11 protein-coding genes are annotated in these 12,873 nt (G+C 69.5%); 10 read left to right on the plus strand and 1 reads right to left on the minus strand.

Annotation, left to right across the window (positions count from 1 at the left end; translation table 11 throughout):
- Positions 1-8 precede the first annotated feature (8 nt).
- From VF612_RS07925 to VF612_RS07970, 10 genes are all read left to right on the plus strand, one after another.
- On the plus strand, positions 9-1,301 hold the full coding sequence (locus VF612_RS07925; RefSeq protein WP_408659313.1) for an ATP-grasp domain-containing protein: 1,293 nt from the start codon (positions 9-11) through the stop codon (positions 1,299-1,301).
- A gap of 2 nt (positions 1,302-1,303) precedes the next feature.
- Positions 1,304-3,127: an ABC transporter substrate-binding protein gene (locus tag VF612_RS07930; RefSeq protein ID WP_408659314.1), complete on the plus strand. Its 1,824-nt coding sequence runs from the start codon at positions 1,304-1,306 to the stop codon at positions 3,125-3,127.
- Positions 3,124-3,981, plus strand: coding sequence for a dimethylargininase (ddaH, locus tag VF612_RS07935; protein WP_408659315.1), 858 nt, complete (start codon positions 3,124-3,126; stop codon positions 3,979-3,981). Before VF612_RS07930 ends, ddaH begins: the two co-directional genes overlap by 4 nt.
- Positions 3,971-4,456: a cobalamin B12-binding domain-containing protein gene (locus VF612_RS07940; protein WP_408659316.1), complete on the plus strand. Its 486-nt coding sequence runs from the start codon at positions 3,971-3,973 to the stop codon at positions 4,454-4,456. The genes ddaH and VF612_RS07940 overlap by 11 nt, the downstream gene beginning before the upstream one ends.
- Positions 4,453-5,781, plus strand: a complete 1,329-nt coding sequence (locus VF612_RS07945; RefSeq protein ID WP_408659317.1) for a methylaspartate mutase — start codon at positions 4,453-4,455, stop codon at positions 5,779-5,781. The genes VF612_RS07940 and VF612_RS07945 overlap by 4 nt, the downstream gene beginning before the upstream one ends.
- Positions 5,778-6,788, plus strand: coding sequence for an asparagine synthetase A (locus VF612_RS07950; protein ID WP_408659318.1), 1,011 nt, complete (start codon positions 5,778-5,780; stop codon positions 6,786-6,788). The genes VF612_RS07945 and VF612_RS07950 overlap by 4 nt, the downstream gene beginning before the upstream one ends.
- Positions 6,785-8,134: a glutamate synthase-related protein gene (locus VF612_RS07955; protein ID WP_408659319.1), complete on the plus strand. Its 1,350-nt coding sequence runs from the start codon at positions 6,785-6,787 to the stop codon at positions 8,132-8,134. The genes VF612_RS07950 and VF612_RS07955 overlap by 4 nt, the downstream gene beginning before the upstream one ends.
- Before the next feature lie 128 nt (positions 8,135-8,262).
- The gene (locus VF612_RS07960; RefSeq protein ID WP_408659320.1) at positions 8,263-9,549 is read left to right on the plus strand and encodes an ATP-grasp domain-containing protein; all 1,287 of its coding nucleotides are present in this window, start codon (positions 8,263-8,265) and stop codon (positions 9,547-9,549) included.
- 37 nt (positions 9,550-9,586) lie between these two features.
- Positions 9,587-10,897, plus strand: a complete 1,311-nt coding sequence (locus VF612_RS07965) for a SidA/IucD/PvdA family monooxygenase (protein WP_408659321.1) — start codon at positions 9,587-9,589, stop codon at positions 10,895-10,897.
- Between the two features lie 31 nt (positions 10,898-10,928).
- Entirely contained in the window at positions 10,929-11,282 is a 354-nt protein-coding gene (locus tag VF612_RS07970; RefSeq protein WP_408659322.1) for a hypothetical protein, read from the plus strand.
- A gap of 168 nt (positions 11,283-11,450) precedes the next feature.
- Here VF612_RS07970 and VF612_RS07975 read toward each other — a convergent pair whose 3' ends face one another.
- Positions 11,451-12,794 carry an MFS transporter gene (locus tag VF612_RS07975; protein ID WP_408659323.1) on the minus strand — a complete coding sequence of 448 codons (1,344 nt, stop codon included), beginning with the start codon at positions 12,792-12,794 and terminating at the stop codon, positions 11,451-11,453.
- Positions 12,795-12,873: the final 79 nt, after the last annotated feature.

Below are 12,873 nucleotides of genomic sequence, written 5' to 3' on the forward strand. Positions count from 1 at the left end.
GACCGAAGGTGAAGCTGCTCGCGCTGGAAGCCGTCCAGAATGCCACGTACTACCAGTCCCGCTACCGTCAGATCCAGGACTTCGGGTGCGACCTGTTCGTCCTGAACGGACTGGGAGAACCGGACTACTGGCCGCCCGAGCGCTACCGGATCGTGGGCTCCAAGCACGTCGATGCCATCATCGCCGCCGCGCGGGCCTGGCATGCCGAGGAGCACTTCGACGGCGTGCTGACCTTCTCCGAATCCGCGGTCGTGACGGTTGCCGCGGTCGCCGAGGCAACCGGCCTGCCCGGCATCGGGGTCGAGGCCGCCCGCACCAGCCGCAACAAGCTGTTGATGCGCCAAGCGCACGAGCGCGCAGGGGTGCCCCGGCCGCGGTACCGGTTCGCCCCCGACGTCACGGTGGCGCTCGAGGCGGCCGAGGAGTTCGGGTATCCGGTGATCCTCAAGCCAACCCTGGGCGCCGCGAGCAACTTCGTCTTCCGGGTGGATGGCCCGGAGGCGCTGGCCGAGCGCTTCGCCCAGGCGACCGAGGGCATCGCCCGAATGCCGTGGTACCGGATGGAGCCCGAGGGCTTGGACCTCGGGCCGCACGGCCTGATGGTGGAGTCCTTCCTGGAGGGGCCGGAGTTCCTCACCGAGGCGCTGGCCTGGGATGGCGAGGTCTATCTGGGCTCGGTCGTCGACCGGATCACGGTCGAGGGCGACACCTTCGATGACGACGTGCACCACGCGCCGACGTCGCTTGATGCCGACCAGCTCGCAGCCGTCCACCGCGTCATCACGGCGGCCGCCCGCGCCCAGGGAATCCGTCGCAGCGTCATGCATGCCGAGGTGCGCTTCCACCGGGGAACGCCGCACCTGCTGGAGATCGCGGTCCGGCCGGGAGGCGGCGGCCTGGACTACTTCGCCAGGATCAGCGCCGGCTACTCCCCGATCGAGGTCCTGATCGACGTGGCCCGTGGGGTACGCCCGAACGTGAGCCACTACCGGCCCACCGGCGTGCACACCGCCGGCACCTGCCTCATCAGCGCTCCCGGCCGGATCGAGGAGATCACCGTGCCCGACACGGTCACCCACTCCGACCGGGTCTTCTTCTTCAAGATCACGGCAAAGCCCGGTGACGTGATCCGCAGACCACCGGAGGGCAACAACATTCTCGGCTTCCTGTGCACCACCGGGGAGTCCTTCGACGACGCCATCCAGGCGGCGCGCGAACTGGCAGAACAGATCGACGTACGGGTATCCGACCGGGCAGGCGAGCTCGTCGCGGCTACTGATCACACCAACAGCGAGGGGTAGCAATGGAAGTGTCCACGATGGTGGCCAAGGTCGCGCAAGCCGCCGAGGCGGCGGACGGCCCGGCGCCGGTCCGGGGCGGCAGTGTCGCATGGGCCGGCCAGCCCGGATTCCCGCCCGCGACCATCTTTCCGTTCACTCCCCCGGAGCGGATCGGAATCCGGAATCTGTACGAGTTCCAGGCGCTGATGTACCGCCCGCTGTACTGGCTGGGCCGGGACGGCAAGCCGGAGGTCGACCCCGAGCTCAGCCTCGCCGAGCTGCCGGAATGGGGGGCGGACGGGCGGACCGTCACGGTCAGGCTGAAGCCCTGGAAGTGGTCCAACGGCGAGACCGTCTGCGCCGACAACGTCCTGTTCTGGGTGAACATGCTGGTGGTGAAGGGCCCGCGGTACGGCAAGTACGTGCCCGGCCTCTTCCCTGACAATCTCCTCTCCTACGAGAAGATCGCGCAGGACACGGTCCGCTTCGTCTTCGACCGGGAGTACTCGCGGACCTGGCTGCTGATGAACCAGCTCAGCCTCATCACCCCGATGCCCAAGGCCTGGGACCGCACCGCAGACGACGCGCCCGCCAATGCCTCGACCGACGTCGCCGACATCCCGGCCGTGTACGAGTACCTGGTCTCGCAGAACGGCGAGTGGACCTCCGAGGACAACCAGTTCCGCACCGGGTGGCCGAGCAGCCCGGTGTGGAGCGTGGTCAACGGGCCGTGGCGGCTGGCGTCGTTCGAGCCGGACGGCACGGTGAGCTTCGTTCCCAACGAGCACTACTCCGGCCCGAACAAGCCGTACCTGGACGAGTTCCGGCAGGTGCCGGTGCCCTCGGAGGAGGCGCTGTTCACCCAACTGCAGGCCGGCCCGGACGCGCCGGGCGGGATTCAGGTCGGTTTCCTGCCGTTCGGCCTGGACGACAGCCTGCTCGAAGGTGGCGTCAACCCACTGCAGGAGCACTACCGGCTGGTTCCGCAGGATGTGTACTGCGTCCGCTACATGCCGATGAACTTCGCGAACGCCGGGATGGCCGGCCGGATCTTCCGGCAGGCCTACTTCCGCCAGGCGCTGCAGTCGTGCCTGGATCAGGATTCGGCTATCCGGGACATCTTCCACGGCTACGCCCACCGGATCGACGGTCCGGTCCCGCCGCTGCGTGGCGAGCCGGTGCCCGGGGCCGAGCCGAGGATTCCGTGGCCGTTCGACGTCGACCGCGCGCGAAGCCTGCTGGCCGACAACGGCTGGGACGTCAGCACCACACCGGCGACCTGCGTCCGGCCCGGCACGGGTCCCGGCTGCGCCGGCGAGGGCATCGAGTCCGGCGCCCCGTTGTCGTTCGGCCTGCGGTACGTGAAGGGCAAACCAGCCCTGACCCGGTTGATGCAACAGCTGCAGACCGATGCGGCCAAGGCCGGCATCGAGTTGCGCCTGGAGCCCATCTACGGCTCGGTCATGGTGTCCGAGGACCACACCGAGGGCGGGGCCGGTCACGTCAGGTGGGAGCTGAACTCCTGGAACGGGGGGTGGGTGTTCTACGGATACCCCACCGGGGAGTTGCTGTTCAAGACCGGCGCCGGCAGCAACTGGGCCGAATACAGCGATCCGAAGGCCGACGAGCTGATCGAGCGCAGCGTGCTCAGCGATGACCCCAGCGCGCTGGCCGAGTACCACAACTACCTCGCCGAGCAGGTGCCGGCGATCTGGACGCCTGGCTTTCCGCTGCGATTGCTCGAGATTGCCAACAACCTACAGGGGGTGGAGCCGATTAACCCGTACGGGATGATCAATCCGGAGAACTGGTACTACGTCAACGACACCGTGGCAGGCGCCCGATGAGCGCCTCCCGCGTGGCCACCAGCCGGCGGTACCTGATGTGCCCGCCCACCTACTTCGACGTCGTGTACTGCATCAACCCCTGGATGGATCCGAGCAAACCGGTCGACCAGCGGCTGGCGTACCTGCAGTGGCAGCGGATCTACGACGTGTTCGTCGAGCTGGGCCACCAGGTGGAGCTGATCGCGCCGCTGCCCGGGCTGCCCGACATGGTGTACTCCGCCAATGGCGCGACGGTCCTGGACGGCCGCGTCCTGGTCGCGCGGTTCCGGCACGAGGAGCGGGTGGCCGAGGCGCCGGCCTACCTCGACTGGTTCGATGCCCGCCCGTTCGACGTCCGCCAGGCCGACTGTGTCAACGAGGGCCAGGGGGACTTCCTCGCCATCGGCGACCTGCTGCTGGCCGGTCGCGGGTTCCGCAGCGAGCGGGCCTCGCACGCCGAGACCGAGGCCTTCTTCCAGCGTCGGGTGGTCGGGCTGAACCTGGTTCAGGCCGACTTCTATCACCTGGACACCGCGCTGGCGGTGCTGGACGAGCAGACGATCATGTACTACCCCGCCGCCTTCGCGCCGGACAGCCAGCAGGTCCTGCGCGAGCTGTTCCCCGATGCCATCATCGCCAACGCCCAGGACGCTGCGGTGTTCGGACTGAACGCGGTCTCCGACGGACGCCACGTGGTGCTGCCCGCCGGAGCGACCAGCCTGGCCGCGCAGCTGCGCGAGCACGGCTTCGAGCCGATCACCGCGGACGTCTCGGAACTGCTTCGCGGCGGAGGCGGCGTGAAGTGCTGCACCCTGGAACTGGGGCCTGCCAGCAGCGCCCCGGACGGAAAGGTTCCGCGCGGGCATGGCCGCTGAGCCGGCGGGGGTTCTCCAGCCACGGCCGACCGCGCTGCTGCCCCGTCCGGGTTCCGGCGGGCTGTCGATCGTGGTGACCACCGTGGTCTCGGACTCCCACACCTGGAACCTGGTGTTCCTGCAGCTGGCGCTGGAGGAGCTCGGCCACCAGGTGCGCAACCTGGGGCCGTGCGTGCCCGCCGACGAGGTGGTCACCGAGTGCCTGCGTTCGCGTCCGGACCTCCTGGTGGTCAGCACGGTCAACGGCCACGGGATGCGCGACGGCACGCTGCTGATCGGCCAGCTCAGGCAACGCGCGGAACTGGCGGAGCTGCCGGTGGTCATTGGCGGCAAGCTCGGCATCACCGGGCCGGCGGGGCTGGACAACAGCGCCCAGCTCCGCCTGGCCGGCTATGACGCGGTCTACGAGGACGGCGCGGACACCGCGGCGCTGCGCTCGTTGCCGGCGCTGGTGCGGGCCGGGCGACGTCTGTGACCGTCGCTGCCGCGACGCTGTCCTTCGGTGACGTCGTCGCACGGGCCCACCAGGCCGGCCGGCTGGTCGTCCAGCCGCGGATGGGGATGAGCAACCCGCAGACCATGCGCAAGGGGCTGCTGGCCACCCGCAGCGCAGCGGCCACCACGGTCGGCACCATCACCCTGGACAGCTACACCCGGATCGGCGCCAGCGCCGAAGCAGCCGAGGCCGTCGCGCTGGGCATGGAGCTCAACGGCTACCCGTTGGTCGCGCACGACCTGGCCACCACCACCGGGGTGCTGGCGGGCGTGATGAGCCCTGACTTCCCGGTGCAGATCCGGCACGGCTCGCCGTGCCCGGAGCCGATCGTGGCCGCGTTGATGGCCGCCGGCCTGCACGCGACCGAGGGCGGGCCGGTCTCCTACTGCCTTCCCTACAGCCGGATGCCGCTGGTGACCGCGACCGCGAACTGGGCCCGCAGCTGCGATCTGCTGGCCTGCCTGAGCGGCACGGGCGTGGAACCGCACCTGGAGAGCTTCGGCGGCTGCATGCTGGGCCAGCTGTGCCCACCGGGCCTGCTGGTCGCGCTGAGCGTCCTGGAATGCCTGTTCTTCCGCCAGCACGGCGTGCACAGCGTCTCACTCAGCTACGCCCAGCAGACCAATGCCGAGCAGGATCGGGAAGCGGTGCTGGCGCTGCACCGGCTGGCGGCCGAGCTGATGCCCGACGCCGACTCGCACATCGTCCTGTACGCCTACATGGGGGTGTATCCGCGGACCCCCGCCGGCGCCGACGGGCTGCTCGCCGAGGCGGCCCGGCTGGCGGTGCGGACCGGCGCGGCGCGGCTGATCGTCAAGACCGCAGCCGAGGCACACCGGATTCCCTCCATCGCCGAGAACGTGTCCGCCTTGGAAGCGGCGGCGACGGCGGCCGCCGAGGAACGGCTGGCGGAGGCTCCCGGCAAGCCCGGCGACACCGGTATCTACGCCGAGGCGCACGCTCTGGTCGAGGCGGTGCTGAACCTCGATGCCGACATCGGCCAGGCGCTGGTCAAGGCATTCCGGCGCGGGTACCTCGACGTTCCGTATTGCCTGCATCCCGACAACGCCGGCCGGTCCCGCAGCTACCTCGACAGCTCCGGTTGGCTGCACTGGTCACGGATCGGCTCGATGCCGATCGCCGAAACACTCCGTCCACCCGGATCCACCGAACTCACCGCCGCCGGGCTGCTGGCCGCGCTGTCCTTCGTCGAGCGCAAGTTCGACGAAGCCGGCCGGCTGGAGCTCCCAACGTCCCGGGCGCTGTCAGCACCCGGGCCGAACCCAGGAGAACTACGCCGATGACTCAGTTGTCCGCTGTTCCGACCAGAGAGCCCGCGACGCCGGGCAGCACTCGGGAGCACCTGTCCTCGCCGGTGACCTCGGCGGTGCTCACGATCCAGTCCCGGATGCTGGCAGCGACCCGGAGCTTCCTGTCCCAGCACGGTTTCACCGAGGTCCTGCTGCCCATCTTGGGGCCGGTCACCGACCCGGGAGCCCGGGGCGCCAAGCAGGTCGACATCGACTACTACGGCCATCGCTACAAGCTGATGACCAGCGCCATCCTGTACAAGCAGGCCTCACTCACCATGTTCGACAAGATCTACTGCATCGCTCCGAACGTGCGCCTGGAGCCGTTGGACACCACCGTGACCAGCCGGCACCTGGCAGAGTTCCACCAGATCGACGTGGAGATGGCCGGAGCGTCCCGGGATCAGGTCATGCGCCTCGTCGAGGACCTGGTCGGCTATGTCACGACGAAGGTGCTTGCCGACGTGGCCGAGGAGTTCGAGCGGCTCGGGCGCGACATCCAGACGCTGGCACAGCTGTCCGCCGGGCCGTTCGGACGCCGGACCCACACCGATGCCGTGGCCACGCTGCGCGAGCTCGGCCATCCGCAGAATCCCGATGGCGAGATCGACTGGGCCGGCGAGGCGATGCTGTCCCGGCTGGAGAGCAGGCCGTTCTTCGTCACCGACTACCCCAAAGGCTCGCGCGGCTTCTACGACCGGGAGAATCCGCAGCGGCCCGGTTTCCTGCGCAACTTCGACCTGATCGCCGCCGAGGGCTACGGCGAGCTGTGCAGCGGCAGCGAGCGCGAGCACGACTACGCCGCGATCATCGCCCGCATGCGCGAGACCGGGGAGAACCCGGCGAAGTATGCCTGGTACCTGGAGATGGTGCGCGAGGGCATTCCGGCCAGCGCCGGCTTCGGCATCGGCGTCGAGCGGTTGACCCGTTACATCGCAGGCCTGGACGCGGTATGGCAGGCCTGCGCCTACCCGAAGATTCCGGGCGTGGTGGCTCCGTGAGCCACCTGCGTGCCTCGACCTTCCCCGAAGCGGCGGTGCGGGCCCGGGCCCGGACCGGCGCACCGGCGGCATTCGCCGATTCGGAGGAGTACGGGCGCGCGCTGTTCGGTCAGACCCCGGCCGACAACGGACGGCTGACCGACTGGCTGGAGGACCTCCGGCTGGTGCCGCCGGTCTTCGTACCGCACCGGCTGGACAAGCTGATCGAACTGGGCCGTGAACCCACCTTCCGGGACGTGGATCTGAGCACCACGATCGGCGGGTTCCGATCGGCCCTTCCGCTGTACCTGTCCGCGTTCGGCTCGACCAAGGTGGCCAGCGTCGACCTGGGCCTGGCTGCCAGCAGGCAGGCGGGCTGGCTCGGCATTCCGATGGTGGTCGGCGAGAATGTGCTGCGGGTGAACGGTTTCGGCCGCGACGAGGAGGATGCCGAGGGCTCGATGCTGGCCCGCATCCGCGCCTACGCCGACGGCGCGCTGGACGGCTATGGCGGCGTGGTGGTGCAGCAGAGCACCGAGGACGCCGACGCCGAGGTCTGGAACCTGGTCTACAGCGACCCGAACGCCCATCACCTGCTGGAGACCGGCCGGTTGGCCTTCGAGCTCAAGGTGGGCCAGGGCGCCAAGCCCGGGCTCGGCGGCATGACCCTGCTCGACCCGGTGTCAGCCGCCCGGCTGGCCGACTCGTACACCATGGTCCCGGTCGGCGCCGCCAGCGCGGTCGACGGCGCCGCCGGCTACGAGCTCCTCGACGATGGCGGCGGTTCTGCTGCTGACGGCGTCGGCGGCCAGCGGGCCGCCCAGCCGGATCGAACCGTGCTGCGGTGCTGCAGCCCCGGCACGTTCACCGAGGAGATCCTGCGGCAGCAGGTCCGCCTGATGCGCAACAACTTTCCCCGAGCCCGGATCTGGGTGAAGCTGCCACCGTCCCGGGACGTGCGGGCGGCTGCGGTGGTGGCCTGGCAGGCCGGCGCGGACGCGGTGACGGTGGACGGCGCCGAAGGCGGCACCGGCTGGGCGCCGACCGCCTTCCTGGAGCACGTCGGGCTGCCGCTGGGGGAATGCCTGCGCCGGATCGGAGCTCCCGAGGGCTGCCTGCTGGTGTCGGGGCGGATGTGGGAGGGCAGCCGGGTCACCAAGAGCCTGGCGCTCGGAGCCAGCGCCGCCGGCCTCGGCCGGGCAGCGCTGATAGCCGTCGACGCCGACCCGATGTGCGGGCTGGTGAACCTCGTCGAGTGCCTTGCGCTGGAGCTGCGGATGCTGTTCAGCGCGCTCGGCAAGTACTGCGTCGCGGCGCTGTCGGGCGAGGACGTGTGGTCACCGGACGGTGGGTTCGAGCCACGGTGAGCTACGTGATCCTCGACGGCCTGACCTGGATGAGCGGTGACGATCCTCCTGCGGTCCGGCCACCACGGCGTACACGCCGCCAGGGCAGGCCCCGGAGGCGAAGAGGCAGCGAGTCGAAGGAGTGGAACATGACCGGCAACGATGATGGCCTGGTGCTGCTGATCGGCAGCGGATGGCGCCCTTACCGGGAATACCTGTTGCAGGGGTTCACCCGGCACTTGCCGCTCTGGCTCATCGACGAGCGGCCGGCCAGCTGGCAGCGGCCCTACCTCGTCGGCAGCAGCGTGGTCGGCCTGCTCGATCGGCAACGGGTGGTCGCCGACCAGCAGGGCCTGATCGACGCCGCGCTGCAGGTGGCCCAGGACCACAAGGTGGCCGGCGTGCTGACCTATGAGGAACTGCTCGTGACGGCGACCGCGGAGATCGCCCAGCACCTGGGGTTGCGTGGCCTGTCGGTCAGCGGCGCGCAGAATTGCCGGGACAAGTCGCGCAGCCGTGCCGTGCTCACCCAGGCGGGGATCGCCCAGCCGCAGTACGCCCTGGTGCACGGCCTCGACGAGGCGATCGAGGCGGCTGCCCGAATCGGCTACCCGGTGGTGGTCAAGCCACGAGGGATGGGCGCGAGTGTGGGCGTCGCGCAGGCCGACAGCCCGGACAGCCTCAGGGCAGCGTTCGGGGTGGCCGAGCGGGCCCGCCGGGCCGGCCCACCGGTCTACGAGGACGGCGTGCTGATAGAGGAGCTCGTCGACGGCGCCGAGATCAGCATCGACGGCGCGGTGTTCGGCGGGGAGTACCGGCCGTTCTGCCTGGCCCGCAAGCAGCTGGGGGCTCCTCCGTACTTCGAGGAGGTCGGTCATCTGGTCGATGCCGCCGACCCGCTGGCGGCCGATCCGGCGCTGCGCGCCTTGCTCGCCGAGGCACACCGGGTGCTGGGCGTGCACGACGGCGTGACGCACACCGAGGTCCGCCTGACCAGCCGCGGCCCGGTGATCATCGAGGTCAACGCCCGCCTCGGTGGCGACATGATTCCCTATCTGGGCAAGCTCGCCACCGGCATCGACCCGGGATTGCTGGCCGCTCAGATCGCGGCCGGCGCGCCGCCCAGCCTCGAGGCGACCACCCGGCAGTGCGCCGGGATCAGGTTCCTCTATCCCCCGCAGGACTGCCGGGTGCTGGAGGTATCGGTGCCCGATCCCGCCACGGTGGACAGCCTGTTGGAGGCCCGGGCGATCGTGCCGCCCGGCACCGAGCTCCGGCTGCCGCCGAGCACCCACCTGTGCCGACATGCCTATGTACTGGCTCTCGCGCCCACCCGGGCCGAATGCGAGGCGGCGCTCGACCGGGCGGCCGCGCTGGTCCAGCTTCGCTACGAGCCGCTCGATCAGGCCGAGCCGTTCCAGGGCCGGCCGTGGTGATCGCCATCGTCCGCCCCACCCGCACAAGGGAGAACACATGACGCACCAGGACGTCGAACTGCTTGCCATCGGCGCCGGGCCCTCCAACCTCGCCCTCGCGGTGGCGTTGGAGGAGCTGGCACCGGATCTCGCCGAGAACTCCTTGCTCATCGACCGGTCCGAGGCGGTGGTGTGGCAGCAGGGATTGCTCCTGCCGTGGGCGACCAGCCAGATCTCCTTCCTCAAGGACCTGGTGACGCTGCGCAATCCGTGCAGCGAGTTCTCCTTCATCAACTTCCTGCACTCCCAGGGCCGGTTGGACGACTTCATCAACCTGGGCAATGTCTGGCCGTACCGCAGCGAGATCTCCGAATACCTCGCCTGGGTAGCGAAATCGCTCACCAAGGTGCGGGTGGAGCTGGGCTGCGAGTCGGTGGGGCTGGAGCCACGCCGTGACTCCGTCGGCACTCTGGTGGGCTGGTTGTGCCGGCTGGCCGATGGCTCGACGATCTCCAGCCGCTACCTGGTGATCGCGACCGGACGCGACCCGCACATCCCCCCGGCCCTGGTCGGGCTGTCGCCGGAGCGGGTCGTGCACAGCAACCGCTACACCTTCCGGATGGCAGGAGTGGAGCGTGAGCTGCCGCACCGGGTCGCCGTGCTCGGCGGAGCCCAGAGCGCGGCAGAGATGTTCTGCGCGCTGCAGCAGGACCTGCCCAACGCCGAGATCGCGTGGGTGATGCGCTCCCTCAGTCCGAGCGCCCTGCAATCGAGCCCGTTCAGCAACGAGCGCTACTACCCGTCCTTCGTCGACACCGTGTACGGCGCCTCCCCCGAAGGCCGGGAAGAGATCCGGCGGGAGATGCACCGCACCAACTACTCCGGAGTCGAGCCCGAGCTGCTGCGCAACCTGTACTCCGACCGGTACCTGGGCCAGCTCACCGGCCAGGACCGGACCCGCATGATCACCATGTCCGACCTCGTCGGCGCCGTCGAGACCGAGGACGGGGTGGTGCTGGAGCTGGCGGACCGGACCACCGGGGAGATCACCCGGCTGGAGCGCGACCTGGTGTTCCTGGGAACCGGATTCGTGCGCGGGATGCCTGCCGTGGTCAAGAACTTCACCGCCGCGCTGCAGCTACCCGGGGCGACCGTGAGCCGCCGGTACCGGCTGCTGCTCGACGAGCCGTCCGAGGCTGCCTGCTATCTGCACGGGATGAACGAGGACACCCACGGCGTCGGCGATTCCCTGTTCAGCGTGATGGCACACCGCACCGCCGCCACCGTTCAGGACATCCTGGCCGACCGCGACCCGATCGGCAGCCGACACCTTGTGAAGGAGCCGGTGGGCTCCGACAGCCGCCACTGAGCCGCAGCAGCGCCGCACGATGAGGAGCGACATGATCAACTATGACGGCCGGCGGTTCAGCCCGGCGCCCGCGGCTCCTGGCCCCGCCGTCGTCGCTGATTACCACCAGCAGCAGGACCTGATCTGGGCAGAGTTCTCCGGCGGCGAGGTCCGCCGCGGCTCACTCGCCGGCACCAGCGCGCCGGACGGGGGGTTGCGGTTCGCGTACTGCATGGTGCTGGCCAGTGGCGAGCCCGTCACCGGTATCTGCCGCAGCGTGCCACAGGTATTGACCGATGGCCGGATCCGGCTGACCGAGCACTGGGAGCGCTTCGGGGACGGCGCCGACAGCGGCATCTCCATCCTGGAGGAGCTGCCGCACGGAATGCCCAATCACGTCGAGTAGCAAGACCTTATGCCGTACGGCATGAGTCCGCCGCCCCAGCATCCGTGATCGGCGCTGGGGCGGCGGTGCGCGCTCGGCCCTCAAGCCTCAGCGTTCTAGGGCCTCGAGGCCCTCGGGCCTTTCGGCAACGTGCCGTGGGTGGCCTGCGGGGCGTGAAGATAGGACGGGTCAGGGGGTGGGCTCGGTGAGAATCGGCTCATCGACCGGCTCGGTCGCATGCTCCTCCACGGAATCGCGCATGCCGATCCGGCCGATGACCGTGGCCAGCACCATCACCGCCGCCGCCCACAGGAAGAACTGCTGGCCAAGATGCTCGAACAACAGGATTCCCACGATCGGGCCGACGGTAGAGCCGAGTCCGTACATGCTCTGCATGGCGCCGAAGTACCGGCCCCGCAGTCTGGCGGGAGCGACCATGCCCGGGTAGGCCCAGATGGTCGGCGCGCCGATGATCTCCGACAGCGTCCACACCAGCGTGCCGACGATGAGCAGGACCGGGATCAAGTCGATCGCGTAGATGCTGTAGCCGACTGCCAGAAGCGCGAATCCGCTCAGCTGCGTCAGTCGCAGCGGCCAGGTCTGGACGAACCTGGTGGCCACCACCTCGCAGGTCACCACGAGGGCGCCGTTGATCGTGATGACAGCGCCGTACCACCAGGTACTCAGCCCGGCCTCGATGATGGCCAGCGGCAGCACCGCGGTGTACTGGACATAGACCGCGCACAGCAGCAGGAACGCGAACAGGAAGGTCACATACCGCCAGTCCTCGAGCAACGCCAGGTAACCCGAGCGGGACTTCTTGTCCAGGGCAGGCTCGCCGGCCTGCTGGGCCTCGACGGTCTCGGCTCCGGGGGGCTCGGCTCCGGCGGTCTCGGCAGCCGGGTCGGCCTGCCCGCTGCCGCGTGGCAGGAACCGCAGTGCTATCAAGCAGTAGATCAGTGCGGCCAGCGCCTCAGCCCAGAACAGCAGGTCGTAGGACACCGAGACCAGCGCCACGCCGATCAGTGGCGCGGCCGTGGTCCCCAGGTTCAAGCTCAACCGGTACATCGCGGTCACCATCACCAGCCGGTTGGGCGGGGTGAGCTCGGTGATCAGCGATTGCGCGGCCGGACGGTAGAGCTGGCCGACGGCGCTCACCAGCAGCACGGCAAGCAGCAGGAGCAGGTACTGGTCGAGGTAGATGATGGACACGATCAGCAGCGCCGACCCCAGCATGCTGATGACGGTTGCCGTGCGCGCACTGAGCCGATCGCTCATCGATCCGCCGACGAAGGTGCCCACTACCGCTCCGGCGCCGTAGAGGCCCAGGGCCAGGCCGGCTTGGCCGGAGGAGAACCCGCGAGAGGTGAGGAACAGCACCAGGAAGATCTGAATGAAACCGGCGAGCTTGCTGACGAACACGCCGGCCAGCAACGCCTTCGCCTGCCCGGAGGTCTCCCGCCAGGTGGCGAGGACGCCCGTCCGGCCCGGTCGCTCGTCCTCAGTGAGATCGTCGGTGAGTTTGCTACCCATGGATATCCGCCTGTCCGGAGAATCGAAGGTCAGTGAGGCAGCGGCAAGATCGCCACCCGCACCCGCCTCCGCCGTGCGG

It is taken from the genome of Jatrophihabitans sp. (assembly GCF_036388195.1).
Lineage (GTDB): Bacteria > Actinomycetota > Actinomycetes > Mycobacteriales > Jatrophihabitantaceae > Jatrophihabitans_A.